This window comes from Bradyrhizobium sp. 186 (genome assembly GCF_023101685.1).
In the GTDB taxonomy this organism is placed as follows: domain Bacteria; phylum Pseudomonadota; class Alphaproteobacteria; order Rhizobiales; family Xanthobacteraceae; genus Bradyrhizobium.
On sequence record NZ_CP082164.1, the window covers coordinates 7,646,838 to 7,671,648 of the forward strand.

A 24,811-nucleotide genomic window follows, 5' to 3' on the forward strand; every position below is an offset into this window, starting at 1 on the left:
ACATACCGCCACACTCTTCGTCATACCCCGCGAAGGCGGGGTATCCAGTACGCCGCGGCGCCCGAGGCGAAGGCGAGGTCTCTGGGATACTGGATCGTCCGCATTCGCGGACGATGACAGCGGAGCAAATCAGCCACCACCGAACGCCGTGGCCTCTAGAAAGCCGTGGCCTCTAGAAAAACGCCTGGATGCCGGTGATAGCGCGCCCCAGGATCAGGGCGTGGACGTCGTGAGTGCCCTCGTAGGTGTTGACGGTCTCGAGGTTATGGACGTGGCGCATCACGTGATACTCGATCGAGATGCCGTTGCCGCCGTGCATGTCGCGCGCGACACGGGCGATGTCGAGGGCCTTGCCGCAATTGTTGCGCTTGACGATCGAGATCATCTCCGGGGCGAACTTGCCCTCGTCCATCAGGCGACCGACACGCAGAGAGGCCTGAAGGCCTAGCGCGATCTCGGTCTCCATGTCCGCAAGCTTCTTCTGCACGAGTTGGGTCGCGGCCAGCGGCTTGCCGAACTGCTTGCGGTCGAGGGTGTATTGGCGGGCGCGGTGCATGCAGTCCTCGGCAGCGCCAAGCGCGCCCCAGGAGATGCCGTAGCGGGCGCGGTTGAGACAGCCGAACGGGCCCTTGAGGCCGGAGACGTTGGGCAGCAGCGCGCTTTCGGGCACCACGACGCCATCCATCACGACCTCGCCGGTGATCGACGCGCGAAGCGACAGCTTGCCGCCGATCTTCGGCGCGGAGAGGCCCTTCATGCCCTTCTCCAGCACGAAGCCGCGGATCTGGTTGTCGTGCTCGGCCGACTTGGCCCAGACCACGAACACGTCGGCGATCGGCGCGTTCGAGATCCACATCTTGGTGCCGGTCAGGCGATAGCCGTCCGAGACCTTCTCGGCGCGGGTCTTCATGCCGGCCGGATCGGAGCCGGCGTCGGGCTCGGTCAGGCCGAAACAGCCGACCCACTCGCCGCTGGCGAGCTTCGGCAGGTACTTCTTGCGCTGGTTCTCGTCGCCATAGGCGTAGATCGGGTACATCACCAGCGAGGACTGCACCGAGTTCATCGAGCGATAACCGGAATCGACCCGCTCGATCTCGCGCGCGACGAGCCCGTAGGCGACATAGCCCGCGTTGGCGCAGCCATATTCCTCGGGCAGCGTAATGCCGATCAGGCCGAGCTCACCCATCTCGTTGAAGATCTCGCGGTCGGTCTTCTCTTCGAGATAGGCCTTGGCGACGCGCGGCAGCAGCTTGTCCTGAGCGTAGGCGCGCGCGGTGTCGCGTACCATGCGCTCGTCTTCGGTGAGCTGCTCGTCGAGCAGGAACGGATCATCCCACTGGAAAGAAGCCGCAGCCGGCTTGTCCTTGGCCTGGGGGCGCACGCTCATGAAACGTCCTTTCGCGTCTGGTTCCGCTAAACTTTGCCCGACAAATTAGAGCGCCGCGGCAACAAGTGCAATTGCATCCTGGTTTCGGTCATTCCGGGGGCGCGTCAGCGCGAAACCGGAACGACAGTACCCATCAGATTTCGAGCTGTTCGTTGGCGACAATCTCGATGCCGAAGCCCGACAATCCCTTGTAGTCGTGCACCGAGGAGGTGAGATGGCGAATCGAGGTGACGCCGAGATCGCGCAGGATCTGCGCGCCGACGCCGACCTCGCGCCACTGGCGGTTGCGGTCGGCCTCCGTCGAGGACTCGTCAGGCAGCGGCGCCACGGGCACACCGGCCGCGCCGTCACGCAAGTAAACCAGCACGCCACGGCCGGACTTCTTGAAGTGCTCGAGCACGGCCGCTATGCGCTTGTGGCCGGTGAAGGTGTCCTTGACGATGTTCGGCTTGTGGAAGCGCGTCAGCACATTCTTGCCGTCGCCGACGCCGTTGTAGACGAAGGCGACGTGGGCGATCGAATCGAACGGCGAGCGGTAGGCATAACCCTGCAAGGGCCCGATCGGGCTTTCGGTGACGAAGGTCGAGACCCGCTCGATCAGCTTCTCGCGCGCCTGGCGATAGGCGATCATGTCGGCAATCGTGACGTGCTTGAGCTTGTGCTGGGCGGCGAAGCGCGCAACCTGCTCGCCCTTCATCACGCTGCCGTCGTCGTTCATCAATTCGCTGATGACGCCGACCGGCGGGAGCCCTGAAAGCTTGCAGAGATCGACCGCGGCCTCGGTGTGGCCGGAGCGCAGCAGTACGCCGCCGTCCTTGGCGATCAGCGGGAAGATGTGGCCGGGCCGGGCGAAGTCGTTGGCGCCGGCGTTGGGATTGGACAGCGCACGGCAGCACGAGGCGCGCTCCTCGGCCGAGATGCCGGTGCCGCCGTCGGGCTTGTAGTCGATCGAGACCGTGAACGCGGTGGTATGGGCGGAGTCGTTATGGGCCACCATCGGGTCGAGCCGCAGGCGGCGCGCGTCCTCGGTGGTGATCGGCGCGCAGACGATGCCGGAGGTATGGCGGATGATGAATGCCATCTTCTCGGCGGTGCAGAGCGAGGCTGCGACGATCAGATCGCCCTCGCCCTCGCGGTCCTCGTCGTCTGTCACGACCACGAGCTCGCCCCTGGCGAACGCCTGCAAGACTTCCTGAACGGTATCGGGCATTTCGCAATCTCTATCGGTTATGGCCGGAGGCTTAGCCGGACTTGGGGCGCCGCGCTAGTGTCCTGGACGCAATCACATATGCCCGGAGGCAGCCTCCGGGCAGGCATTCGGGCTTGCACCGAAGATACCAGCGATATAGGCGCGGATGGCGCGGATGGAAGGCAGCCGAAGCCCCTAAGGTAGCACTTCGCGCCGCTCGCTCAGCCGCTGATCGAGCTCCGTGCGCTTGTCCTCCAGGAGGCCGGCCTGGGCGGCTTCGATCACCGTGAACAGCTCATGGGCGTCGCTGAGCCGGGTCACGGTGACGTAGCTGGCTCCGGCCTCATAGAGCTCGCCGACATCGGAAAGAAGATCGGCGGTTGTCACGATCAGCGCGTTCGGATTGAGGGTGCGGACATGGCGGACCAGCTTCTCGTTGCTGGCGCCTTTCAACAGCGCATCCGGCACGCTGAGGATGATCATCTCGGACTTGCCGATTCCGGCATGGAGGAGCGTATCGACGTTGCTGATGTCGCCGTAGATGACGTGCAGGCCGCGTGAAAGCAGGGTCTGGTACACATTGGGGTTGAAATCGACCACCGTGATCTGCTCCAGCAGCAGTGGGTTCTGCCGCTCGAGTTCGGCGAGCAGCGCGCTCGCCGCACGGAAAAAGCCGAGGATGACGATGCGCCGGGCCTCGCCATGGCCGCCCTCATGCCCCTCCTCGGCATGGCCGTCGTCGAGATCGCGCAGGCCGATCCTCTTCAGGGGACCGATCGCCCAGCGGGTGATCTCGTCGCTGCGGGTCATCACGAAGGTCGAGAGCACGGCCAGCACCACGAAGGCGAAGGAGGCCGCATTCGCCGTCTCCGGTGCGATATGGTGGTCGGCGACGCCGGTCTGGATCACCACCAGCGAGAACTCGGAGATCTGCGCCAGGTTGATCGCCGGCAACAGGCTGGCGCGCAGGCCCTGCTTCAACAGATAGAGCGGGGTGAAGGTGGTGAGAAGACGACTCACCACCGTGAAGGCCGCGATCATCAAAGCGAGGCTGATGACGGAGAGGCCCGGCACCGGAATGGTCATGCCGAGTGCCACGAAAAACAGCGTGATGAAGAAGTCGCGGAGCGTGGTGACCTTGGCCGTGACGTCGAGGGCATAAGGGAAGGTCGAAAGCGAAACGCCGGCGATCAGAGCGCCCATCTCGCGCGACAGCGAGAGCTGCTCGGCGGTCTCGGCGACCAGGAAGCACCACGCGAGCGCGCCGAGCAGGATCAGCTCGGGGCGGCGGGCGATCTGGTGGAACAGGCGCGGCAGGACGTAGCGGCTGACCAGCAGCGCGGCCGCGACCAGCACCGCGACACGGCCGATTGAAAGCAGGATGACGCTGACTTGCAGATTGGCAAGGCTCGGCTGCACCGCCAGAAACAGGATGGCGAAGATATCCTGGAGCACAAGGACGCCAAGCGTAACGCGGCCGGGCAGCGTGTCGAGCTCGCGCTTCTCGTAGAGCACCTTGACGATGATGACGGTGCTTGAGAGCGCGCAGGCGACGCAGAGATAGAGCGCATCGAAATGCCCGCCACCGAGCGACAGGCCTATGCCGGCGAAGAACAGGATGCCGAGCAGACAGCCGCCCAGGAGCTGGCCGCCGGCCGCGAACAGGATCACCTTTCCCGCCCGCACGATCTTCTTCAGGTCGATCTCCAGACCGATCATGAACAGCATGAAGATCAGGCCAAGCTCGGAGATAACGCTGATCGATTCCTGCGACTTGACCCAGCCGGCGCCGAATGGACCTATGCAGAGGCCGGCGATAAGGTAGGCCAAAATCAGCGGCTGCCGGGAGAAATGGGCGAGCAGGCCCAGCATCCAGGCAAACAGAATACAGAGAGTGATGTCGCGAATGAGCTCGTGCATACCAAATTGGTCCGTTTTGCCGCACCCTAGAGACAGGTTGCGGCGCGGCAAGCGAGCAATTCGTCACATGCGAATGGGGCTTGCCGCTGCAATGCTGTTATGCCCGGTCGCCTTTACTTTGCCCGCAGTCGCTCAATCCGCAGTCGCTCAATCCAAGGTCAATATCGAACAAAGCTTTGCCGATTCACTCACTGCGCTGCCGAAGGAGGAACTCGGCGTCTCCGGGGGGTTCTATGTGCCCGCCTATTCGAGCGTCGCGATGAGCCAAGGGAAGCTGCGCGTCGACTTCTCGGTGACGCTGAGCGTTCACAACGCCTCCGAGACCCGGCCACTGGTCGTCAAACGCATCGCCTATTTCGACACCGCGGGCAAGCAGGTCGAGAGCTATCTGAAGGCGCCGGTTGCGCTAAAACCACTCGCCACCGTCTCGATCTTCATTCCGACCGACGACGTGCGCGGCGGGACCGGGGCAAATTTCATCGTCGACTGGGCCGCCACGGGCGAGATCGCCGAACCGGCGGTCGAGGCCTTGATGGTTGGCGGCGTCGCCAACGCGCATTACGCTTTCATCAGCCAGGGACGTCCGACCCGGACGGCCGGTAAGAAGTAAGACCGCCCGACCCGCACGGTCGGCAAGAAAATCAGGCAGGCCGGCGCAACACCGGCCGCTCAACAAGAAGAGACACAAGGAACGCCCTATGACGTCCAGCTTCGATTTCGCGCCCGTGTTTCCCGCAGGGCTGCCGGCCCCGACTGCGCGCTGGACTGGCCTTGCCAAATACAGCTTCGTCGGTGGCAATAACGACTCCGAGCAGGTTCCGCTCGACGACCTGGTCAAGGCTGCCAATACCGTGCTGCGGCGGGAGGGTCGGACACTCGCGACTTACGGGCTGGCGCATGGTCCGCAGGGCTACCTGCCGCTGCGCGAATTTCTCGTCACCAAACTCAAGCGCGACGCCGGCATCAACTGCACGGTCGACGATCTCCTGATCGTCTCCGGCTCGTTGCAGGCACTCGACCTCGTCAACAATACGCTGCTGGCGCGCGGCGATACCGTGATTTTCGAGCAGGAAAGCTATCAGGGCTCGCTGAACCGCCTGACGCGGCTCGGAGTCAACGTGGTCGGCATTCCCCTCGACGAGGACGGCATGCGCATGGACGTGCTGGCCGCGACGCTGGCTAACCTGAAGAGCCGCGGCATCCAGCCAAAATACATCTACACCATTCCGACGGTGCAGAACCCGACCGGCAGCATCATGCCGGAGAGCCGGCGCGCCGAATTGCTGCGGCTGTCAGCTGAATATGGCGTGCCGATCTTCGAGGACGATTGCTATGCCGACCTCGTATGGTCGGGGCAACGTCCGCCCGCGATCCACGCGATGAGCCCGAACGGCGGGGTGATCCATATCGGCTCGTTCTCCAAATCTATCGCGCCGGCGCTGCGCGTCGGCTTCATCGTCGCGCCGTGGGATGTGATGTCGCGGATGCTGTCCCTGAAGACGGACGCCGGCTCCGGTGCGCTGGAGCAGATGGTGCTCGCCGAATATTGCAAGGCGCATTTCGCAACCCACGTGCCGGCGCTGACGAAGGCGCTGCGCACCAAGCTCGATACGCTGATGGAGACGCTGAACGAACAGTTCGGGACCGCGGCCGAGTTCGAAGAACCGAAGGGCGGCATCTTCCTCTGGGTAAAGCTGCCCGACCAGGTCGATACGTTAAAACTGTATCAGGCCGCACTCGCCGCCGGCGTCTCGATCAATCCGGGGCCGGAATGGTCGACCAACAAGGGCCATTCAAGCGCGCGGCTCAGGCTGTGCTTCGCCAGTCCCACGCATCAGCAGATCCGCGAGGGTGTCGCTGTGTTGGCCGAGGTCTGCCGCAGGGAGTTCGGCGTGCCAGCGCGTAGCGCCAATGTCGAGAAGGCGCGGGCCTGATATCAGGCCACTTGCGGCTGGCTGCCGTGGATCGCGGAGGCCAGCCGCAGCAGCAGGACGATCGAGACGTTACCCTTGCCGGCCTCGATCTGCGCGATATAGCGCTCCGAAATCCCGGAGCGGCGGGCAAGCTCCCGGCGCGACAGGTCGCAGCGCATGCGCGAGGACCGCAGCCGCTCGCCGAGCTCGGCCAGGAACACGGTCTCGGAGTAAGGCGGCACGGCGCAGCTCCCCGGCAGCACCTCGCCCGCGAAGTCCATCACTTGATTCAGCATCGGTCTATCCACACGTTCGCCTTCCGGAAGCCCCATCCTACCGGGGAAACGGCCGGCCTCATTGACGCGGATCAAATTGGCGCGCGTTGGTGGACGACCGGGATTGGGATGCTAGAGTTTGGAATTCTTCGAGGGTGGGGCTTGCCAAAACATGACGCGTTGTTTGAGCCGCTGGATCACGGCCGCGCTGCTATGGGTTGCGTTCACCTCCGTGTCTCCTGCTGAGACCCTCGCCGCGACAGTCGAACGATGGGGCCTGCTCGGCTCATGGGCCGTCGATTGCTCGCTGCCGCCCGACCGCGACAAGGGCGCGCTGCTGGCTTACGAGATCAGGAAGGACGGCCGCGTGATGTACCGGCGCAATTTCGGCGAGGCCAAGGACGAGAACGAGGTCGTCTCCGCCACGGACAACACCGAAGGCCTGCTCAATGTGATGGTGTACTTCCCGTCGTTGCATCAGACGCGCGAATTCGGATTGCTGTTGCAGAAGGACGACAGCCTGCGCGCAATCTACAATCGCAGCGAGCGCGGTGAGTACAAATCCGAGACGGCAAATACGTCGCAAACGGCGCACCGACGCCTTCGCAACAACGCTGCAATTAATCACCTGAACATCCATTCAGAATTCTCTCGCAGTTCCTCCGGAACGTGGTCGTGATCAAGCGCGGCCACCGTCACCACTGGGACTAATCCGAACTTCCCCTTGAGTAGCGACGTAAGCATTTGAGCTGGCGTGTAATTCCAGCGGGCGTGACGGCGCGTCTGCCTACATTATGGGGCGATAGGAATGCCGAGCCGATTGAAGACGTCTTGTTGTAGTGGGGTTGGACTTGTGAGCATAGCGGCCGGGGCGTCCTGACCGATGCGAACGATGTTGCGTGTGAGCGTGGCGAGATCCTGCAACAGCGTTCGAAAGCTGTGCACGGGCCGGCCATCGTGGGTGTGCTTGCGATTAGCCTTGGTTCTGGCCGCGGCCGAGACTCTGGCCTTGGCGACGGGCGAGACGCGCGCGGCGTCGGCGGCCTCGCGGTCGTGATCGTCGAACAGGATCGGGGCCAGCGCGCGGCGCATGTGCCAGACGATGTAATAAGCGAGCATGCAGAGGAAGACGTGGGCGCGCACGCGGCCAGCGAGGCGATGGTGGATCGGGCGCACCTCCAGTTCGACGGTCTTGATGGTGCGGAAGGCGCGTTCGACCTGGGCCAGGCTCTTGTAGGCACGCACCGTGGCGGCGGTGTCGAGGTTCTCGGCCGGCACGTTGGTCCGTAGCACATAGAAGCCGTCGAGCGACGCTTCGTTGGCGATGGCATCCTCGATCCGACTGAAGTCGAACGAAGTGTCGGTGATGGCGAGGTGGAAGTGCTTGGCCATCTTACGCTTGCCCAGCACGGCGCCGACCTTCAGACCGATCTCATCCTCGCCGCGCAAGGGGTTGCGCTGACGCTGCACGGCGGCCTTGACGCGGGCGAGATCCTTCTCGGTCGCCGCCAGCAACTCGCCGCGCTTGCGCCGACGCTCGTCGGCCAGATCCGGGTTGCGGCACACGATCAGGCGCTCGCCGGGGAAGTCGGGGGACGTGATCTCGGCCATATCGCGATCGTCGAACAGCGACAATTGCAGCGGGCCGCCGTCCTCGGCGAGCTTGCGGATCGCCGGCGCCCGCAGAGCGGTGATCCAATCGAGCCCGGCCGGCATCAGATCGGCTTCGATACGGGCGCTGGTGATCATGCCGCGATCGCCGACCAGTACCACACGCGACAGCTTGAAGCGGGCCTTCAGTTTGTCGACTTGCGCGGCCAGCGTGCTCGGGTCGGCGGTGTTACCTTCGAACACCTCCACCGCCACCGGGCAGCCGTCGGCGGCGCACAGCAAGCCGAACACGATCTGCAGCTTGTCGGAACGACCGTCGCGGCTGTAACCATGCCGCGCCAATTCGCAATGTCGCCCCTCCAGATAGCTGGAGGTGAGATCGTAGAGCACCAGCGAGCCGTCATGCAGATGGCGCTTGGCGAGCGTCGCCTCGATCCCCGGTTGGGCCGTGCCGAGCAGGTCGAGCGCTTCGTAAAGCTCGTCCTCGTCGACGGCGCTGAGATCGAGCAGTTCGCCCAGCGAATGCGCCGCCGTCGCCTCGCTGAGCTGGCGCGCCGTGGCCAGCTTGGCGGCCGGTTCGATCACCCGTGCCACGATCAAGGCCAAAGCCAGCCTGGCCAACCGTCTGGGCTTGTCCGGGACAAGGCGATGCAGTCCGAGCTGGCGCGCCATGCCGAGCACCGCGGCCACGTGGCCGTGCGGCAGCGAGCGCTCGATCCGCAGTTGCTCGGCCGGCGAGACCAGCTCCTCGCCTTTCAGGACGCGGCGCAGCGCATCGATCTTCTCATCCGGCCAATGCGACAGGTTGGCCAGCGTGCGCGACTTGATCTTGTCGCCCTCGCGATAGCTCTCGCGCAACAGGATCGCGGGCGGTGAGTTGCGGTTGGGAATGCGGGCGACGAACATGCCGGAATCGAATCACGGAAACCTGCCATTCGCAAGCCAAAAATCATCATTTACATGCCTACAAAATCAGCCCGATCCAAACTTCTCAAATCCTCTCAACGCTCTAACAAAAATCCCGAGGGGAAGTTCGGACTAATGCACAACGCACCATGGAAATGGCCCCTCACGGGGCCATTTCTCTGCGCTCGCAAACTTTTTTTGGTTAGTCCCACGCCGGCGCGAAGCCCGGATTGACGCAGCGCCTGTCCTTCGACAGCGCGGCGATCTTGTTGCGGTCGGCATCATCGAGCGTGATCTTCAGCGCATCCAGATTGGCCTGCTGGCTCTCGCGCCGCGACGCCTTCGGGATCGCGGCGACACCATCCTGGTCGAGCAGCCATTTCAGCGCCACCTGCGCCGCAGTCGCATTATGCTTGACGCCGATCTCGCCCAGCACCGGATCCTCGGCAATGCGCCCTTGCGCGAGCGGGCAATAGGCGACCAGCGGAATCGACTTGGCGGCGAGATAGGCCAACACCTTCGATTGATCGAGCATCGCGTGATACTCGATCTGGTTGCAGGCAATCGGCGCCCTGATGTCCTCGACCACGGTCTTGAGCAGCGCGGTGGTGAAGTTGGCGACGCCAATCGCCCGTGTGCGGCCCTCCTCCTTCAGCTTCATCAGGGTCTCGAACACCGGGCCCCAGTTCGCGGCCTTCGACGGCCAGTGCACGAGATAGAGGTCGACATGGTCGAGTCTGAGCTTGTCCAGACTCGCATCGAAGGCACGGCGGATCGCGTCCGGCGCCAAATTCTCATGCCAGACTTTTGTCGTGACATGCAACTCGCCACGCGGCACGCGGGCGGCGGCAAGCGCGGCTCCGATCGGCTCCTCATTGGCGTACATCTCAGCCGTGTCGATGTGGCGATAGCCGATCGACAGCGCGCTCTCGACCGCGGCGCGGCAGGCATCTCCCTGCATGCGGAAGGTGCCGAGGCCGAGCTTGGGCATGCTGATGCCCTGTGTCTTCAGATTGTCCATGAACATGCTCCTGACGTATTTCAGCCCCGCCGGATGCGCGCGGCGAGGCCGCGTGGGCAGACTCTTCGGTGATGGAAAAGAGGTGGCGGGAAGAGGCACTATAGCGCGGGAGCCGCGCAGTGGCCAATCAAGATCGGGTTAGCGTCGGGATCCGCGACGCCTCCCCAACGTCATGGCCGGGCTTGTCCCGGCCATCCACGCCTTGCCGCACGGCACGAAGAACGTGGATGCCCGGGACAAGCCCGGGCATGACGACGCGGGAAGAGTTACCCGTCCCTTACGAATGCTGCGCCACCACGGACGGCCGGACCTGCAGCTGCGGCACGATGTCGACGGACCAGAGGTCGCGGTTGTCGACGTCCTTCAGGGTCACGGTCATGACATGGCTCGCGCCGTCGATGTCGACCTTGCCGAAGTACTGCAATCCGAAACACGGCGCGAGGTTTTCGCCCTGCGCCTCGCTGCACCCGTTCTGGTACATCGCGACCGGACCAAAGGTGTTGTCGAGCTCGCCCGGCCCCCAGGTGCCGGCATGCAGCGGGCCGGAGACGAACTCCCAGAACGGCTCGAAGTCCCGGAATTGCGCCTTGTTCGGATCGTAATAGTGCGCGGCGGTATAATGCATGTCGGCGGTGAGCCAGACGATGTTGCGAATCCCGGCGCGTTTGATGGTGGCAAGGAGATCGGCGATCTCGTGCTCGCGTCTGTCAGGCGGGCCGTCGCCGAGCGCGACGGCGTCGAGACTGATCAGGCCGATCGGCAGGTCGGCCGCGATCACCTTCCAGGTCGCGCGCGAGGCGGTGAGCTCCCGTTTCAACCAAGCGAGCTGCTCGGCGCCCAGAAGCCAGCCGCCATGGTCGTCGCCCTTGTTCCAGCTGTCATCGCGAAAACTGCGCATGTCGATCATGAAGACGTCGAGCAGCGGGCCGTATGCGATCTTGCGATAGACCCGGCCCTGTCGCGCACCGAAGTCGCGGATCGGCATGAAGTCGAAGAAGGCGCGGCGGGCGCGCGCGACCAGCCGCGGGGTGCCGTCGGCATCAAAGCCGGCCTCGTCATAGCTGCCCGTCGGCGACCAGTCGTTGGTGACCTCGTGATCGTCCCATTGCGCGAACATCGGCACCTCGGCGTGGAAGGCGCGAAAATTCTCGTCGAGATGGTTGTATTTGTAGTTGCCGCGGAACTGCGCCAACGTGTGCGCGACCTCCGATTTTTCCTCGGTCACGACGTTGCGCCAGGTCTCGCCGTTCGGCAGCTTCTGCTCGGACGGGATGGTGCAGTCGGCGTAGATGTGATCGCCGGAGTGGATGAAGAAGTCCGGGCGGTTGTCGAGCATGGTGCGATAACTGCGATAGCCGCCGCGCGAAATGTCGATGCCCCAGCCCTGCCCCGCGGTGTCGCCGGACCAGACAAAGGAGATCGATTCCGCCGTGGCCGGCGCAGTGCGGAAATGGCCGACGCGACTCTCACCGGCGATGCCGGTCGCGATGTCGTCGAAACGCACGCGATAGAAGATGTCCTGCCCGGACGGCAGATCGTTCAGCAACAGCTTCGAGGTGAAGTCGGCATTTGGCGTCGCATCACCCGACGCTGATGCAATGATGGTCTTGAAGCTTTCGACGGTCGAGCATTCCACCTGCATCCGCGCCGGCCGGTCGGCGCGCACCCAGATCACGGCGGAGCCGTCCGAGACATCGCCGGACTGGATACCACCAGCGATCCGCGGGCGGTCTGCGGCGCGGCTGATAGAGGGCTTTGCGAGCGTGCCTAGTCCGGCGATGGCGAGAGAGGACATGGAGCGGACCAGGAACTGCCGCCGGGTCCATGCGCGCGAAGCGCGGAGCGTAGCCATTCAGGAAACTTTCGTCGAATCGCGACGAAAGGTGCCTGCGCTCCTTGACTCCTACCCTTACGGTTTCTTGACTCCGCGCCTACGGTTTTACGACGCGGGGATGACGCGCTCAGGTCGGGCTACCGCTTCCAGCTACAGATGCCGCCTGTGCGGCACGGCCAGGTCTGGATGCGGGTGTCCATCGCCTGCGCGTCCAGCGGATTGCCGCGGCGATGGGCGAGCTTCGCGCGGGCCGCGCCGCGCGGCTGCGTACTCTTGGCATGCGCGACCTTGGGCTCCGACACATGCACGCGTTCGGCGGCAACCTTCTTCGGCACGTCCATCGGTTCGATACGCGCCTGCGCGTCGTTGCCGCCGCGGGCTTCGAACGCGATCGGCGCAAATCGCGTCTCGGGCCCGAGCCGCTTCGGTGACAGCACCGCCTTGGACAGATCAAGACCAAAATATTCGTTGGGCTTGTAGTCGTCAGCACGCGCGAAGCCGCCCCATGCGAGCACGAGGGCAACGGCAACAACAAAAGGAACGCTCTTCAGGACCACGGACGCCTCCTGAAATTGTTTATTAAAGAGGTAATTTGCCCTTATTTAGGAGGCGTCGCGCGCATTTCCAGCCGTCAATTGCCGCCGTGGTTAAGAAGTTTGGCGGTGTCAGGCGACCTTTCGCGCCGCACCCGTCCCGTCCAGGAACCCCATCAGGCGGCTGCGGATGATCTGTTCCGCCTCGCTCATGATGCGATCGACGAGTTCCTTGCAGGAGGGGATGTCGTGGATCAGGCCGGCGACCATGCCGCAGCTCCAGGCGCCGGCATCCATCTGCCCTTCCAACATGACCTTTGGATAGATGCCCGCGACCTGGTCGTGGATGTCGTCGATCGTGAGCTTGGCGCCCTTGTCGCGCTCGATCTCGAGCAGTTGATCGACATTGGCGTTCTTCAGCACGCGCTCGGTGTTGCGCAAGCTCCGCATGATCAGGCGGGTGTCGAGCTCGGTTGCCGCGACCAGCGCGTTCTTCACGTTCTGATGCACCGGCGCTTCCTTCGTCGCAATGAAGCGCGTGCCCATGTTCATGCCGGCCGCGCCAAGCGACAGCGCCGCGACGAGACTGCGCCCGTCGGCCATGCCGCCGGAGGCGACGAACGGGATCTTCAGTTCCTCCGCCGCGCGCGGCAACAGGATCATATTGGGAATATCGTCCTCGCCGGGATGACCGCTGCACTCAAAACCGTCGACGCTGACGGCGTCGCAGCCGATCCGCTCGGCCTTCAGCGAGTGGCGCACCGAGGTGCATTTGTGGATCACCTTGATGCCGGCCGCCTTCAGCGCCGGCAGATAGGCTTCCGGGCTGCGGCCCGCGGTCTCCACGGATTTGACGCCACCCTCGACGATCGAGGCGATGTATTCCGGATAAGGCGGCGCCGCGAAAGTCGGCAGAAACGTGAGGTTCACGCCGAATGGCTTGTCGGTCATATCGCGGCAGCGCGCGATCTCTTTCGCAAGCAGCTCCGGCGTCTTCTGAGTGAGGCCGGTGATGATGCCGAGTCCGCCGGCATTGGAGACGGCGGCGGCGAGCTCGGCAAAGCCGACGAAATGCATGCCGCCCTGGATGATGGGGTAATCGATGCCGAACAGTTCGGTGATCGCGGTCTTCACTAAAGTTACCTCCCGGAGTTTGCTTGGTGTTGGGACCAGTCTAGCCGGACTTTTGCGCCGCGGTCACCACTTCTCTCCGAACGGGCGGATCTCCATCTCCTGGCGGAAGCCAGGACGACGTTGGCGGCCTCAATGCCCCCGCGCCGGCGCGCCCAGGTCGATCTTGCGCAGCACCGCGGCGGTGGGAATCATCAGCACGGCGACAATTGCGAGCGTCCAGAACACGTCGATATAGGCGAGGAAGTCGACCTGCTGCTGCAAGGTGCGGCCGACCCAGGCGACCGCCTGCGATGCTGCATCGCTCGCGTTCGAGCCCTGGGCCTGGAAAAATCGCGTCATGGTGTCGATGGTCTGCTGGTAGCCGAGGTCGGACGGCGCGGCATGCTCGATCAGCCGGCTCTGATGGAATTGCTGGCGCTGCGCGCCAAAATCGTCTGCGCCAGCGCCACGCCCATCGAGCCGCCGATGTTGCGGGCGATATTGATCAGCGCAAAGGCCTGGTTGGTCTTGTCCGGCGGCAAGCCGTCATAGGACGCCGTCGTCACCGGCAGGAACAGGAAGGGGAGGCCAATCGCAAGGAAGATGCGCGACAGCGCCGCATAGCCGTAGGTGATGTCGCCATTTAGCCCCGTGAGATGCCACATCGAGAACGCGACGACCGTAGCGCCGAACATGATGAGATATTTCGGCTGCACCGTGCCGATGAGGCAGCCAACCACCGGCATCAGCACCAGTGTCGCAATGCCGCCGGGAGACAGAGCGAGGCCCGCCAGCATGGCCGTGTAGTTCAGCTCGGTCTGAAGCAATTGCGGCAGGAGCTGAGTGGTCGAGATCAAAACCGCGCCGGTGCCGAGCATGACCAGGAAGCAGGCGCCGAACTGCCGCCGGCCGAGCAGCCGGATGTCGACGATCGGATCGTCGCGGGTCAGCTCCCACGGAATCAGTGCAAGCAGTGACGCGGCCGCGAGCACCGCAAAGGTCACGATCATGCTGGATCCGAACCAGTCGTTGCGCTGGCCCTCATCGAGAACGAATTCGAGCGAGCCGAGCCCGATCGCGACAAGCAGGAAGCCGACGCAGCAGGCTAAAGGCAGTGCCGGAGCCCGGCTGCACGGAATCGACATGCCCGGTCAGCTTGTGTCCGGGATAGGCATCGATGCGGATCTCGACCGGTTGGCCCGGCCGCATCTCGTTGAGCTGGGTTTCCTTGTAGTTGGCGACGATCCAGACCTCATCGGGCACGAACATCATCAAGCTCTGCCCCGCCGTGACGAAGGTCCCCTTGGCGCCGCTCAGCTTGAAGACGCGGCCGGACTGCGCCGCGACCACGCTGGTGTATTGCAAATTCAACTTCGCCTGATCGAGCTGCGCCTGCGACTGCTCGAGCTGCGCCTTGGCACTTTCGAGCTGGGCTTGCAGCGTCTTGATGCCGACTTGGGCCGCCGTCACCGCTGTCTTGGCGCGCTCAGTGTTGGCCTGCTGCGCCTGGAGATCGGACCGGGTCTGCTGCTGACGCTGCACGGTGCCGGCACCCTTCTCCACGAGGTCCTGGGCGCGCGCAAACTCCTCCTGCGAGAACTGAAGCTGCGCCTGCGCCTGTTCGAGCTGTGCCTGGGCCTGCTTGATCTGCTCCTGCTGCGAATCGATCTGCGCCTCGACGTTTGCGATGTTGGCCTTGGAGACCGCGACCTGCGCGGTGGCCTGATCGACGGCGATCCGATAGTCGCGCTCGTCGATCTTCGCGAGCAGATCGCCCGCATTGACATGCTGGTTGTCCGTGACCGGGATATCGATGACGTAGCCGCCGACTTTCGAGGCCACGGAAAAGCTGCGCGCGGCAACGAAGGCGTCGTCAGTCGACTCGTAGTGGCGAACCTGAAGCCAATAGAGAAGCCAATAGATGAGACCACCGACGCATGCGGCCAGTAGAACAATGGCACCGACTGCAGCAAGCAGCCAGTGCTCGCGAAGCCGGTCGCGCAGCGATGGCGCATTCCTCGGCTCTCGCGGTTGGTCGACAATCTCGCGGGCTTTGTCGGGCGCGCTTTTTGGAGCTTCGTTCGTCCTCTGCGGCAGCGGCTGCTCCGCGGACGCCCCGCGCTCCCGGGTTCGAGCATCCACGGTGAACACCTCAGTCAGGATCAACCTGGCGGCAAACGGGCTGGGCCACGCTCGCGGACCGGTGGCCTTAACCGCAGCGCCGGAGCATAGTTCCGGTCTTTGCAAGCACGACTGGCATTCGTGATTGTCCTGCTCAAAAAACGGCGCGCACCAGCATGCCGCGCTCTTCTCAACAGGCCCGGCTGTCGGCACGAACCATCAATGCGTCTTCGTCTCGTGCCACTTCTCGAGATCGGGCTTCTTCACCTCGCCCGACCTCTGTTCCTTCTCCGGCTTGGCCTTCCAAGGCTTGTCGGTCTGGGAATGCGATCCCCAGTCGTTCCGATCGCGGGGATCATCGGTTGGCCGTTCCTTGCTCATGGGACCTCCTTCGGCGAGCGCGAACGCCTATACAAACGGAACGCCGTAGTAGGCGTTGATGCCGCGTACTGTGGCGTCGTCACCCCAGTTCCACTCGTTCTGCTCGGCATATTTCGGCGCGCCGCTCAGCTCCTTGGTCGTGATCCCCGTGACGTAGCCGCCGAGCTCGGTGTCGTATTTCAGCGACTGCCAGGGCAAGGGATAGTGGTCGTTGCCGAGACCCAGAAACCCGCCGAAGCCGAGCACCGCATAGGATACCTTGCCGCTGACCTTATCGATCATCACGCGCTCGATCGAACCGATCCTGTTGCGATCGGCGCCATAGACCGATGTTCCCTCGACCTTGTCGCTGCCGATCAACCGGCCCATCTCGTTTTGGTCCAGCTCGCCTTGATTCAACATCTCAATTCTCCGCTCAGCCTGTGTGCAAACCAACCGGATAGGCAAGCGATCGTTCCGGCGCGTGTTCCGCAGCACCGTCAGGAACATCGCCGCAAACGAGTGGTTCTCTGAGTTTTAAGTCCCCAGGAAACCGGGAGCCGCCCGCGATGCCGCAGACCGTCTCCGACTTCATCGTTCAGCGCCTGCATCAATGGGGCGTGCGCCACCTGTTCGGCTATCCCGGAGACGGCATCAACGGCGTGTTCGGCGCACTGAACCGTGCCGATGGCAAAATCGGGTTCGTCCAGGCCCGGCACGAGGAGATGGCGGCGTTCATGGCCACCGCCTATGCGAAGTTCTCGGGAGAACTCGGCGTCTGCATCGCAACTTCCGGCCCCGGTGCCTCCCATCTCATCACCGGCCTCTACGACGCGCTGCTGGATCATCAGCCGGTGCTCGCGATCGTCGGCCAGCAGGCGCGGAGCGCGCTGGGCGGGCACTATCAGCAGGAACTCGACCTCGTCTCGATGTTCAAGGACGTGGCAGGTACCTACGTCGTACAAGCCTCCTCGCCTGCGCAAGTACGGCATTTGATTGATCGATCGGTGCGGATCGCGCTGGCCCGGCGGACCCCAACCGTAATCATTCTGCCCAACGACCTCCAGGAGGAGCCTTACGAGGATCCGCCGCGCGCGCACGGCACGTTGCGTTCCGGTATCGGTTACAGCGCACCAACAATCGTGCCGCGGGAGGCCGACCTCGATCGCGCCGCCGAGGTGCTCAACGCCGGCAAGAAGGTCGCGATGCTCATCGGCGCCGGCGCGCTTCATGCCCCCGAGGAGGTGATCGCCGTTGCCGACCGGCTGTCCGCCGGCTGCGCCAAGGCGCTACTCGGCAAGGCCGCGCTGCCCGACGATCTGCCTTGGGTGACCGGCTCGATCGGCTTGCTCGGCACCGAGCCCAGCTACAAAATGATGATGGAGTGCGATACGCTGCTGATGGTCGGCTCCGGGTTTCCATACTCCGAGTTCCTGCCCAAGGAAGGCAGCGCGCGCGGCGTCCAGATCGACATCGACGCCGGCATGATGTCGATCCGCTTTCCCATGGAGGTGGGTCTCGTCGGCGATGCGGCCGAGACGCTCCGGGCGCTGCTGCCGCGGCTTGCGCCCAAGACCGACGGATCATGGCGCAAGGACATCGAGGACAGCGTCGCGACGTGGTGGAAGACGCTCGACAGCCGCGCACATCAGTCGGCCTCCCCCGTCAATCCGCAGCTCGTGGCTTGGGAATTGTCCCCGCGCCTACCCGACCGCGCCATCATCACCAGCGATTCCGGCTCCTGCGCCAACTGGTTCGCGCGCGACTTGAAGATGCGCCGCGGCATGACGGCCTCGCTCTCCGGCGGCCTCGCCTCGATGGGCGCGGCAGTCCCTTATGCGCTCGCCGCCAAATACGCCCGTCCGGACCGGCCGGTGATCGCGCTGGTCGGCGACGGCGCCATGCAGATGAACAACATGGCCGAGCTGATCACCGTCGCAAGATATTGGCGCGACTGGCGGGACCGGCGCTTCATCGTCTGCGTCTTCAACAATGAGGATCTCAACCAAGTGACCTGGGAGCAACGCATCATCAACGGCGATCCCAAGTTCGAGGCCTCGCAGCGCATTCCAAACGTGTCCTATTCGCGCTTTGCCGAGTTGATCGGCCTGCGCGGCATCTATGTCGATAGCCCGCAACTGCTGGGCTCGGCCTGGGAGCAGGCGCTGGCGAGCGAGATGCCCGTGGTGCTGGAGGTAAAGACCGACCCCGAAGTGCCGCCGCTGCCGCCGCATATCACGTTGCAACAGGCGAAGAACTTTTCGTTGGCGCTGATGAAGGGCGATCCAAACGAAAGCAGCGTGATCAAGGGCGCGGCGCGGCAGGTGCTCGAGTCTATCCTGCCAGGAAACGAATGAGGTGAGTCATGAGCGATTTCCGCGATATCCAGCACGGCGTCAACGATCCCGTCGACGGCGTCGACGTCAAGCGGCAGTTCAACGACAACCGGACTCAGCATGAGCGGGCGCAACGCTATGCCGACGTGCGCGCGGAGGCCTCGGCCTCGCCTGCTGAGCCGTTCCTGCCGGAGAGGCTCCGGCGCAAGCCGACCGATCCCATCAATCCACGCACCGGCAGGAATCCCACGGACTAGCGGTTTGGAACATCGGCCCCTGCTGCGGGTTGGTCGCGCAAACGCCGCGCGGCATTGTCGGCTGCACCGTCACCTCGGAGGGTCCGGATCATGAAACGAACCATCATCGCCTTTGCTTGCGTGCTTCTCGCAGGCCCCGCGCTCGCCCAATCGCTCGGCGAGAAGACCGGCGTCAATTCGGCGCTCGGCGTCGCGCCGGCCACCGCCGATTTCGTTAAGGAAGTCGCCATCAGCGACATGTTCGAGATCGAATCGAGCAAGCTCGCCGAGCAGAAGGGCAACGCGCAGGAAAAATCCTTGCGCAGCAGATGGTGACCGATCACACCAAGACCAGCAGCGAACTGAAAGGCCTGGTCGGCAACGGCAAGATTCAAGCGACCGTGCCGACGACGCTCGACAGTTCGCACCAGAGCAAACTCGAGAAGCTCAAGAGCGCGACCGGCAAGGACTTCAGCTCGGACTACAACTCCTACCAGGTCAGCGCTCATGAAGATGCAGTCTCGTTGTTCGAGCGCTATGCCAAGGGCGGCGACAATGCCGAGCTGAAGAACTGGGCCGGCAAGACGCTGCCGGCGCTGAAGCACCACCTCGGCATGGCCAAGGAACTCGGCAAGGCGCCGAGTGTCGGGCAATCCAAGTAAGTATCTTCTGAGGACGCCGGCCCTGCCGGCGTCCTTTGTCGTCTAGGCAACGATGACCTTGCTCCGCGTTTTGAAACGCAAAGTCGCGGAAACCATCATGGCGCATCAAACCAAAACTTCGATATCCCGCCGGCACGTCGCCACGCGGCGAGCGCAACGCTTGCCGTGGCTTCGCTGGCCTCTTCAACAGCGAAAGGAAACGCATCCATGGCAGAGCAGAGCCTGGTCGATCCGATTAGCCGCTATCCGAAGCCCCCGTTCAAGAAGCAGTCGCAGCCCTGGCCGGGCCTTGCCGGCAGGATGGGGCCACGGCCGGACCACGGCGAAACCAGCTACAAGGGCTCCGGCCGTCTGGCCGGCCGCAAGGCGCTGATCACCGGCGGCGATTCCGGCATGGGGCGTGCGGCCGCCATTGCATACGCGCGCGAAGGCGCCGACGTCGCCATCAATTACCTGCCGGCCGAAGAGCCTGACGCACAAGAGGTGATCGCGCTGATCAAGAAGGAGGGCCGCACGGGTCTCGCGATCCCAGGCGATCTCCGCGACGAGGCGTTCTGCAAGAAGCTGGTCGAGCAGGCCGTGCAGGGCCTCGGCGGCCTCGACATCCTCGTCAACAACGCGGCGCGACAGCAAGCGCGGGCCTCCATTCTCGACGTATCGTCCGAAGATTTCGACGCGACCATGAAGACGAACATCTATGCACCGTTCTGGACCATCAGGGCGGCGCTGCCGCATCTGAAGCCGGGCTCCTGCATCATCGGCACGACCTCCGAACAGGCTTACGATCCCTCGCCGGATCTCTACGATTATGCGCAGACCAAGGCCGCAACGATGAATTATGTGAAGTCGCTGGCGAAGCAACTCGCCTCGAAGGGTATCCGCGTCAACGGCGTCGCGCCGGGACCGATCTGGACTCCGCTCCAGGTGTCTGGCGGGGCGACGATGGAGAAGCTCGAGAAGTTCGGCGGTATGACCCCGCTCGGCCGTCCCGGCCAGCCCGTAGAACTCGCATCGATCTACGTCCAACTTGCTGCGTCCGACGCGAGCTATGCGACGGGCCAGGTGTACGGCGCCGCCGGTGGATCGGGGCAGCCGTAGTCGGGGTAAGGCTGGAGGAGAGGGGCAGCGCGCCGCGAGGAACGTTCACTGTCACTGAAGCTTTACAAAGCATCATGAACGACATCTCACCCGCAGACCGATGGCCCTCGTAGCAGTCAAACCCACCCGGATCGACACGGCGATCGCGAACGAGATCGCTGCCCGCACCAACTCAGGTATCGAGCACACCGCGCAGACCCTGACCTGGGCCGCCGACGAGCACGTGCTGCTGGCGCTGGCTGCGGCCGGGTGGCTCTATGCCCACCTTGTGCAGCCGCGGCAGCGCGCCATCGCCAACCACGCTCTAATTGTTTCGCTGGCGACTGCCTTGCTGCCACATGCCCTGAAATCCGTGTTCGATCAAACCAGGCCGGACCGATTGACGGTGCGGGGACATCGAAATGGCGTGCCTGTCTCCGGACAAGCGCGCGACGCCTTCCCCTCCGGTCACGCCGTTCATATGGGCGCACTTGCCTCGGCGGCGGGCCTGTTGCCGCCAACGCCGCGTCGCCTGGTACGCTCGGTTGCTGTCGCGCTTTCGCTAACGCGAATTACGCTACTCGCGCATTGGGCGAGCGACGTGGCCGCAGGCTTCGCGCTCGGCGCAGCCGTCGAGAGGCTCTTGCGGCCATTGACGCTGGCAAAATCACGCCGCAAGCAAGACAATTGGCGGATACGGCCATGACTGAATATGTCGTGCGCTTCATCGCCGGCGGCGTGATCGTCTCCGCATTCGCGATCCTCGGCGACATGCTCAGGCCCAAGAGCTTTGCAGGCCTCCTGGGCGCAGCCCCTTCGGTCGCGCTGGCAACGCTTGGCATCGCCGTCGTCCAGCACGGACCTCATTATGCCGCAGCCGAAAGCTGGACCATGATCTATGGCGCCATCGCCCTCGGCTGCTACAGCGTCGTCGTTTGTCATCTGTTGATCAGATACCGTCTGACCGCGTTGCCGGCCACCATCCTCGCTTTGGCCGTGTGGCTTGCCGTCGCCTTCGGACTCCTTGCTGGCTTTGGAGGCGCGGCCTGATGCCGATCGAGCTGTCACTCTCCGCGCTGAAGCAGACTCACTGGTACGAGTATGGCGTGCGCTTCATGCTGGGCGGCCTGGCGACCGTGCTCGCGGGGATCCTGGGTGCGCGCTTCGGTGTGTCTGTCGGAGGGCTGTTCCTCGCGCTCCCCGCAATCTTCTGCGCCAGCGCCACGCTGGTCGAAAGCCATCAGCGCCGCACCAAGGAGAAGGCCGGCCTCAGCGGTCGACGACGCGGGCGAGAGGCCGCCGCACTCGACGCGGCCGGCGCGGCCTGGGGAAGTATCGGTCTTGTGGCATTCGCCACCGTCTTCCATCTCACCGTCGCGGCAAGTGTCGCTGGCGCTTTCGCTGCCGCCCTGACGGCATGGGTTGTCGTCGCGGTGTCGGCGTGGTGGCTCCGACGGAAGCTCCGCATCGTGTCCCATCACGCGCGACGATCCGGGCACTGGCCACCATCAGCGAAGAACCCCCGCCTCTTCCGGTAACGACAGGAATTCGTGCATCTCGGCCGCGGCGCGAAGCTGTTCGAGCCGCGCAGCAACGACCTCACGCTGCTTGCCGAGGGGCAGGTTCGCCAGTTCGCGCTCAAGGCGACGCTTCTCTGCCTCGATGCGCTCCATGAATGTGTGTGGCTCAGATCGCTTACGCATTTCGCGTCCCCGACGATTGGCGCTTTGGGGGTTGGAGGCCGGGGCTGTTGGCCCAGCGATCCAGTTGGTCGATGACCTTCTGATGGCTCGGACGCACCGGCTTGGGTGCCTTGGGTTCTTCGGAAAGCTTGCGAGGTAACCTGACTTCTCTTTTTTCCGTCATGACATCTCTCCACATGAACTCGAAAATGCACCTCCTTTGATATGCTTACAATAACCTAAGATACTGATTTTACTTCATTTTTTTACTAATTTGGCACCTTTTGCGCAAACTGTGGAACTCCAGTTGGATTGGTTCGTTGAGTAGGCCACTCAATTCGCTCAAAATGGGTGATTGATGATGAAGGATCCTCGCATCGAGCGGCTTCAGGTCATGCTCTCGCCGGAAGAACTGGCCGCAGTGGACGATTTCCGGTTCAAGCACCGCATGCCGACGCGCGCGGCCGCGGTCCGGGAGCTTCTCCAGCTCGGTCTCGCCGCTGCGGGCAGCGACGCATTGGCCGGCCTCAAGTCGAGCGATTTCGGGGTGTTTGGCCGTGGCTCCGACGGGCACGCGCCGATAAAGCCTGAAGGCGAGGCTGAAGACTGATCCGAATTTGTCCCAAGCAAACGGCCCCGGCACGGGAGTGCCGAGGCCGTCTTGGAGATGCTTCCGGCGCACCGGGGGCATGACAGCCGGAAGCAATCTTTCGACTCTTCGTCCGCGGATTCGTTCCTCGTAAGAACTAGCCGCTCGGCGCGTCGCCGGAATCATCCGGCGTCATGCCGGAGCCCGGCGTCTTGCTGTTGTCGTTCAGCTTGGGATCGCGCGTCGCCTCACGAGAGGGCGAGCCCTTGGGATCTGACTTGTGCACGGTCTGCGCACGCTGCTTGTCGCGCGGCTGCAGCTCGGCCCGCTTGTCCCTGACGATGCCGTGGTCGGAATGGGCCATGATGTGCTCTCGCTCATGTTGATTGCATCAAGGCGCTTACGCGCCGAAGCGCCGAAGGTTCCGGCGAGAGCGACCGCAGCGTTAGCTATGCGCCGCGTGCACCGCAGCCGACGCATTTTCCTGATGCACCTGCCGGACCGTCGTCACCGTCGCGAACGCAACCGAGACGCCGAAGGCAAGGATGAGCGAGAGAAGAGCCAGACGTGGAGCCATTGTAAAACCCTCCTTCTGAATCGAAAATCGACGCGATCCACTGTCCCGAATGATCCTGGATTGGTCGCCATCATTCCGTGAGCGGTCTCACACGCGGATTCACGAAAACGAGAGGGGTCAGGCATCCTGCTTTTGGCGGCCGCGGACCGCGATCGGCGGGATTTCGCCATCGAGCCAATCCTGTTCGTTCGCGAGTGCCATCCAAGCCTCCGCCATGCGCGAATAGCGCTTGTAGCTGGGTTGCCCTTCCGCGCGCTCGGCGAGTTGCAGGCAGTTCTCGGCATTGTCCCTGAAAATGTCAGATTGCTTCATGGACAAGACGTGGGCACGGAACCCCCGCATCGCAACCGCGCTTACCGGATCTTAATCTTCGCGGAACTTCGCACGCCATCGGTCATTGGATCGTCATGAGAATTCTTGTCGCGATAGTCCTGGCATTCGCCGGCACGGCAGCGTTTGCCGACAGCGTTGGCGAGCGAAGCCGCGGCGAGCGCGCGCCGACCGCGACCGACGTCATCAGCGGCCTCTACGCTTTCAGCCGCTTTCAGCAGGGTCTGCTGGAGAGCACCGACCTGAAGGGCAATGCGGAGGTCCAGAATCTCGCCGCCTTGCGTGCCGAAGAGGCAGCCAAGCGCGATAAGGCGCTGAAGGAGATTCAGCAGGCGATCGGCGCCGAACCACGCGTCGGCAAGACCAGCGCCAGCCTTGCCGAGCCCGTAGCCTCAGATGGACCAACTTACGTCAGAAGCTTCTATGCTGCGCAGATCCCGGAATATGAGTCTGCCATCAGCCTGATCGAGCGCTACCTACACACGCCCGACAATCCCGCGCTCGGCGCCTTTGCACGCGAGCAATTGCCGGTGCTGCGTTCGCAGTTGAAGAACGTGGAACGCACCATGGCGGACAAGTAGCCGCGCTCATTTGCCTTCCGGATGATGCTGCTGCTGGCTCTCCGGCCGCACCGTGCGATCGCTGTCAGGCATCTTGTCACGTCCCTGATCGCCATTGTCGTCCTTGCCGCCGGAGGTGGAGGTGCCGCTGCCGCTGCGGCTCGGCCTGGTCGCCGCGCCGGTGGTCGGCTGCTCCGCCTGAGGGGCCGCGGAGCTTGCTGCGGGATCGCCGGTGATGGCGCCTCGCCCGCTCGGCTCGCCACCCTGCTGCGCATGGACTGCTCCAGCGATGAACAGTGTGACCACGATGGTGGCAAATCCGGCCTTCATGGGCCATCCCCTGTCGTTTGCGGGCTAACGGCAGGCGGAATGATCCGTTCCTGAAGGGACATGACCGAGGCGCGAGACGGAAGAAATGCCGCCCGAAATTCCTGTAACTGAGCGGAACCAACTTCCCTCAACGTCGTTGTTTCCATCGGGCTGAGCAAGGCAGGTTCCATTTTCTCTCGCCGCAAGGTTGGCGCTTGATTTGGGATTCGGCTTGACGCTCTATTTCGACTGCCGCGTCATGCCCTTGGA

28 protein-coding genes and 2 pseudogenes are annotated in these 24,811 nt (G+C 63.7%); 12 read left to right on the forward strand and 18 right to left on the reverse strand.

The genetic code is table 11. The features are described from left to right. Window positions 1-172 precede the first annotated feature (172 nt). From IVB18_RS36895 to IVB18_RS36905, 3 genes are all read right to left on the reverse strand, one after another. Complete coding sequence (locus IVB18_RS36895; protein ID WP_148741623.1) at window positions 173-1,387, reverse strand: acyl-CoA dehydrogenase; 1,215 nt, start codon at window positions 1,385-1,387, stop codon at window positions 173-175. A gap of 133 nt (window positions 1,388-1,520) precedes the next feature. Further along, the gene (ribB, locus tag IVB18_RS36900) at window positions 1,521-2,597 is read right to left on the reverse strand and encodes a 3,4-dihydroxy-2-butanone-4-phosphate synthase (protein WP_247985175.1); all 1,077 of its coding nucleotides are present in this window, start codon (window positions 2,595-2,597) and stop codon (window positions 1,521-1,523) included. Window positions 2,598-2,771: 174 nt separating this feature from the next. After that, complete coding sequence (locus IVB18_RS36905; RefSeq protein WP_247985176.1) at window positions 2,772-4,496, reverse strand: cation:proton antiporter; 1,725 nt, start codon at window positions 4,494-4,496, stop codon at window positions 2,772-2,774. 67 nt (window positions 4,497-4,563) lie between these two features. On the opposite strand from IVB18_RS36905, the gene IVB18_RS36910 reads away from it, so the two are divergent. Both IVB18_RS36910 and IVB18_RS36915 read left to right on the forward strand, forming a co-directional pair. Beyond that, window positions 4,564-5,106, forward strand: a complete 543-nt coding sequence (locus IVB18_RS36910; protein WP_247985177.1) for a DUF3124 domain-containing protein — start codon at window positions 4,564-4,566, stop codon at window positions 5,104-5,106. An 88-nt stretch (window positions 5,107-5,194) separates the two neighbouring features. Further along, window positions 5,195-6,430 (forward strand): PLP-dependent aminotransferase family protein, encoded by a 1,236-nt coding sequence (locus IVB18_RS36915; protein ID WP_247985178.1) that lies wholly within the window; start codon window positions 5,195-5,197, stop codon window positions 6,428-6,430. A gap of 2 nt (window positions 6,431-6,432) precedes the next feature. Here the strand turns inward: IVB18_RS36915 and IVB18_RS36920 are convergent, their stop codons facing one another. After that, window positions 6,433-6,705, reverse strand: coding sequence for a helix-turn-helix domain-containing protein (locus IVB18_RS36920; protein WP_247985179.1), 273 nt, complete (start codon window positions 6,703-6,705; stop codon window positions 6,433-6,435). A 151-nt stretch (window positions 6,706-6,856) separates the two neighbouring features. Between IVB18_RS36920 and IVB18_RS36925 the strand changes: the two genes are divergently transcribed. Continuing rightward, window positions 6,857-7,363, forward strand: a complete 507-nt coding sequence (locus IVB18_RS36925) for a hypothetical protein (RefSeq protein WP_247985180.1) — start codon at window positions 6,857-6,859, stop codon at window positions 7,361-7,363. A 113-nt stretch (window positions 7,364-7,476) separates the two neighbouring features. Here the strand turns inward: IVB18_RS36925 and IVB18_RS36930 are convergent, their stop codons facing one another. The 9 genes and pseudogenes from IVB18_RS36930 to IVB18_RS36970 form a co-directional block, all read right to left on the reverse strand. After that, window positions 7,477-9,201, reverse strand: coding sequence for an IS1634 family transposase (locus tag IVB18_RS36930; protein ID WP_247983724.1), 1,725 nt, complete (start codon window positions 9,199-9,201; stop codon window positions 7,477-7,479). A gap of 202 nt (window positions 9,202-9,403) precedes the next feature. After that, window positions 9,404-10,222 (reverse strand): aldo/keto reductase, encoded by an 819-nt coding sequence (locus IVB18_RS36935; protein WP_247985181.1) that lies wholly within the window; start codon window positions 10,220-10,222, stop codon window positions 9,404-9,406. A 277-nt stretch (window positions 10,223-10,499) separates the two neighbouring features. Continuing rightward, a complete protein-coding gene (locus IVB18_RS36940) occupies window positions 10,500-12,074 on the reverse strand; it encodes an alkaline phosphatase D family protein (RefSeq protein WP_247985182.1) in 1,575 nt (524 codons plus the stop codon). Between the two features lie 119 nt (window positions 12,075-12,193). Beyond that, a complete protein-coding gene (locus IVB18_RS36945) occupies window positions 12,194-12,613 on the reverse strand; it encodes a hypothetical protein (RefSeq protein ID WP_247985183.1) in 420 nt (139 codons plus the stop codon). Between the two features lie 108 nt (window positions 12,614-12,721). Then, on the reverse strand, window positions 12,722-13,723 hold the full coding sequence (locus IVB18_RS36950) for a nitronate monooxygenase family protein (RefSeq protein ID WP_247985184.1): 1,002 nt from the start codon (window positions 13,721-13,723) through the stop codon (window positions 12,722-12,724). Between the two features lie 129 nt (window positions 13,724-13,852). Beyond that, window positions 13,853-14,799, reverse strand: a pseudogene (locus IVB18_RS36955) (MFS transporter); the annotation flags it as partial. Further along, complete coding sequence (locus IVB18_RS36960) at window positions 14,744-15,844, reverse strand: HlyD family secretion protein (protein WP_247985185.1); 1,101 nt, start codon at window positions 15,842-15,844, stop codon at window positions 14,744-14,746. The pseudogene IVB18_RS36955 and the gene IVB18_RS36960, both read right to left, overlap by 56 nt. A gap of 198 nt (window positions 15,845-16,042) precedes the next feature. Beyond that, entirely contained in the window at window positions 16,043-16,204 is a 162-nt protein-coding gene (locus IVB18_RS36965) for a hypothetical protein (protein ID WP_247985186.1), read from the reverse strand. A gap of 27 nt (window positions 16,205-16,231) precedes the next feature. Further along, a complete protein-coding gene (locus IVB18_RS36970; protein WP_247985187.1) occupies window positions 16,232-16,606 on the reverse strand; it encodes a PRC-barrel domain-containing protein in 375 nt (124 codons plus the stop codon). Between the two features lie 146 nt (window positions 16,607-16,752). Here IVB18_RS36970 and IVB18_RS36975 point away from each other — a divergent pair, with 146 nt between their 5' ends. From IVB18_RS36975 to IVB18_RS37005, 7 genes and pseudogenes are all read left to right on the forward strand, one after another. After that, window positions 16,753-18,540 (forward strand): thiamine pyrophosphate-requiring protein, encoded by a 1,788-nt coding sequence (locus tag IVB18_RS36975; RefSeq protein ID WP_247985188.1) that lies wholly within the window; start codon window positions 16,753-16,755, stop codon window positions 18,538-18,540. An 8-nt stretch (window positions 18,541-18,548) separates the two neighbouring features. Beyond that, complete coding sequence (locus tag IVB18_RS36980; RefSeq protein WP_247985189.1) at window positions 18,549-18,776, forward strand: hypothetical protein; 228 nt, start codon at window positions 18,549-18,551, stop codon at window positions 18,774-18,776. Window positions 18,777-18,866: 90 nt separating this feature from the next. Further along, window positions 18,867-19,417 (forward strand): annotated as a pseudogene (locus tag IVB18_RS36985) (DUF4142 domain-containing protein). A 207-nt stretch (window positions 19,418-19,624) separates the two neighbouring features. After that, window positions 19,625-20,515 (forward strand): SDR family oxidoreductase, encoded by an 891-nt coding sequence (locus IVB18_RS36990; RefSeq protein WP_247985190.1) that lies wholly within the window; start codon window positions 19,625-19,627, stop codon window positions 20,513-20,515. Between the two features lie 100 nt (window positions 20,516-20,615). Beyond that, window positions 20,616-21,200: a phosphatase PAP2 family protein gene (locus tag IVB18_RS36995; RefSeq protein ID WP_247985191.1), complete on the forward strand. Its 585-nt coding sequence runs from the start codon at window positions 20,616-20,618 to the stop codon at window positions 21,198-21,200. Then, the gene (locus tag IVB18_RS37000; protein ID WP_247985192.1) at window positions 21,197-21,544 is read left to right on the forward strand and encodes a DUF3147 family protein; all 348 of its coding nucleotides are present in this window, start codon (window positions 21,197-21,199) and stop codon (window positions 21,542-21,544) included. Before IVB18_RS36995 ends, IVB18_RS37000 begins: the two co-directional genes overlap by 4 nt. After that, entirely contained in the window at window positions 21,544-22,032 is a 489-nt protein-coding gene (locus tag IVB18_RS37005) for a DUF3147 family protein (RefSeq protein ID WP_247985193.1), read from the forward strand. Before IVB18_RS37000 ends, IVB18_RS37005 begins: the two co-directional genes overlap by 1 nt. Here the strand turns inward: IVB18_RS37005 and IVB18_RS37010 are convergent. After that, window positions 22,003-22,167 carry a hypothetical protein gene (locus tag IVB18_RS37010; RefSeq protein ID WP_247985194.1) on the reverse strand — a complete coding sequence of 55 codons (165 nt, stop codon included), beginning with the start codon at window positions 22,165-22,167 and terminating at the stop codon, window positions 22,003-22,005. The two genes, IVB18_RS37005 and IVB18_RS37010, sit on opposite strands and share 30 nt — an antisense overlap. Window positions 22,168-22,537: 370 nt before the next feature. Between IVB18_RS37010 and IVB18_RS37015 the strand changes: the two genes are divergently transcribed. After that, window positions 22,538-22,786 (forward strand): hypothetical protein, encoded by a 249-nt coding sequence (locus tag IVB18_RS37015; protein ID WP_247985195.1) that lies wholly within the window; start codon window positions 22,538-22,540, stop codon window positions 22,784-22,786. A gap of 136 nt (window positions 22,787-22,922) precedes the next feature. Here IVB18_RS37015 and IVB18_RS37020 read toward each other — a convergent pair whose 3' ends face one another. The 3 genes from IVB18_RS37020 to IVB18_RS37025 form a co-directional block, all read right to left on the reverse strand. Further along, complete coding sequence (locus IVB18_RS37020; protein WP_247985196.1) at window positions 22,923-23,129, reverse strand: hypothetical protein; 207 nt, start codon at window positions 23,127-23,129, stop codon at window positions 22,923-22,925. 81 nt (window positions 23,130-23,210) lie between these two features. Beyond that, complete coding sequence (locus IVB18_RS51735; protein ID WP_256476544.1) at window positions 23,211-23,342, reverse strand: hypothetical protein; 132 nt, start codon at window positions 23,340-23,342, stop codon at window positions 23,211-23,213. A 117-nt stretch (window positions 23,343-23,459) separates the two neighbouring features. Further along, window positions 23,460-23,654 (reverse strand): hypothetical protein, encoded by a 195-nt coding sequence (locus tag IVB18_RS37025; RefSeq protein WP_247985197.1) that lies wholly within the window; start codon window positions 23,652-23,654, stop codon window positions 23,460-23,462. Window positions 23,655-23,749: 95 nt separating this feature from the next. On the opposite strand from IVB18_RS37025, the gene IVB18_RS37030 reads away from it, so the two are divergent. Next, window positions 23,750-24,253 (forward strand): DUF4142 domain-containing protein, encoded by a 504-nt coding sequence (locus IVB18_RS37030; protein WP_247985198.1) that lies wholly within the window; start codon window positions 23,750-23,752, stop codon window positions 24,251-24,253. 6 nt (window positions 24,254-24,259) lie between these two features. Here the strand turns inward: IVB18_RS37030 and IVB18_RS37035 are convergent, their stop codons facing one another. After that, window positions 24,260-24,562: a hypothetical protein gene (locus tag IVB18_RS37035; RefSeq protein ID WP_247985199.1), complete on the reverse strand. Its 303-nt coding sequence runs from the start codon at window positions 24,560-24,562 to the stop codon at window positions 24,260-24,262. Between the last annotated feature and the right edge of the window lie 249 nt (window positions 24,563-24,811).

Coding starts and splice junctions, on each gene's coding strand:
- IVB18_RS36895 (WP_148741623.1), bottom strand. CDS start 1,387: ATGAGCGTGCGCCCCCAGGCCAAGGACAAGCCGGCTGCGGCTTCTTTC.
- ribB (WP_247985175.1), bottom strand. CDS start 2,597: ATGCCCGATACCGTTCAGGAAGTCTTGCAGGCGTTCGCCAGGGGCGAG.
- IVB18_RS36905 (WP_247985176.1), bottom strand. CDS start 4,496: ATGCACGAGCTCATTCGCGACATCACTCTCTGTATTCTGTTTGCCTGG.
- IVB18_RS36910 (WP_247985177.1), top strand. CDS start 4,564: ATGCGAATGGGGCTTGCCGCTGCAATGCTGTTATGCCCGGTCGCCTTT.
- IVB18_RS36915 (WP_247985178.1), top strand. CDS start 5,195: ATGACGTCCAGCTTCGATTTCGCGCCCGTGTTTCCCGCAGGGCTGCCG.
- IVB18_RS36920 (WP_247985179.1), bottom strand. CDS start 6,705: ATGCTGAATCAAGTGATGGACTTCGCGGGCGAGGTGCTGCCGGGGAGC.
- IVB18_RS36925 (WP_247985180.1), top strand. CDS start 6,857: ATGACGCGTTGTTTGAGCCGCTGGATCACGGCCGCGCTGCTATGGGTT.
- IVB18_RS36930 (WP_247983724.1), bottom strand. CDS start 9,201: ATGTTCGTCGCCCGCATTCCCAACCGCAACTCACCGCCCGCGATCCTG.
- IVB18_RS36935 (WP_247985181.1), bottom strand. CDS start 10,222: ATGGACAATCTGAAGACACAGGGCATCAGCATGCCCAAGCTCGGCCTC.
- IVB18_RS36940 (WP_247985182.1), bottom strand. CDS start 12,074: ATGGCTACGCTCCGCGCTTCGCGCGCATGGACCCGGCGGCAGTTCCTG.
- IVB18_RS36965 (WP_247985186.1), bottom strand. CDS start 16,204: ATGAGCAAGGAACGGCCAACCGATGATCCCCGCGATCGGAACGACTGG.
- IVB18_RS36970 (WP_247985187.1), bottom strand. CDS start 16,606: ATGTTGAATCAAGGCGAGCTGGACCAAAACGAGATGGGCCGGTTGATC.
- IVB18_RS36975 (WP_247985188.1), top strand. CDS start 16,753: ATGCCGCAGACCGTCTCCGACTTCATCGTTCAGCGCCTGCATCAATGG.
- IVB18_RS36980 (WP_247985189.1), top strand. CDS start 18,549: ATGAGCGATTTCCGCGATATCCAGCACGGCGTCAACGATCCCGTCGAC.
- IVB18_RS36990 (WP_247985190.1), top strand. CDS start 19,625: ATGGCAGAGCAGAGCCTGGTCGATCCGATTAGCCGCTATCCGAAGCCC.
- IVB18_RS36995 (WP_247985191.1), top strand. CDS start 20,616: ATGGCCCTCGTAGCAGTCAAACCCACCCGGATCGACACGGCGATCGCG.
- IVB18_RS37000 (WP_247985192.1), top strand. CDS start 21,197: ATGACTGAATATGTCGTGCGCTTCATCGCCGGCGGCGTGATCGTCTCC.
- IVB18_RS37005 (WP_247985193.1), top strand. CDS start 21,544: ATGCCGATCGAGCTGTCACTCTCCGCGCTGAAGCAGACTCACTGGTAC.
- IVB18_RS37010 (WP_247985194.1), bottom strand. CDS start 22,167: ATGGAGCGCATCGAGGCAGAGAAGCGTCGCCTTGAGCGCGAACTGGCG.
- IVB18_RS37015 (WP_247985195.1), top strand. CDS start 22,538: ATGAAGGATCCTCGCATCGAGCGGCTTCAGGTCATGCTCTCGCCGGAA.
- IVB18_RS37020 (WP_247985196.1), bottom strand. CDS start 23,129: ATGGCCCATTCCGACCACGGCATCGTCAGGGACAAGCGGGCCGAGCTG.
- IVB18_RS51735 (WP_256476544.1), bottom strand. CDS start 23,342: ATGGCTCCACGTCTGGCTCTTCTCTCGCTCATCCTTGCCTTCGGCGTC.
- IVB18_RS37025 (WP_247985197.1), bottom strand. CDS start 23,654: ATGAAGCAATCTGACATTTTCAGGGACAATGCCGAGAACTGCCTGCAA.
- IVB18_RS37030 (WP_247985198.1), top strand. CDS start 23,750: ATGAGAATTCTTGTCGCGATAGTCCTGGCATTCGCCGGCACGGCAGCG.
- IVB18_RS37035 (WP_247985199.1), bottom strand. CDS start 24,562: ATGAAGGCCGGATTTGCCACCATCGTGGTCACACTGTTCATCGCTGGA.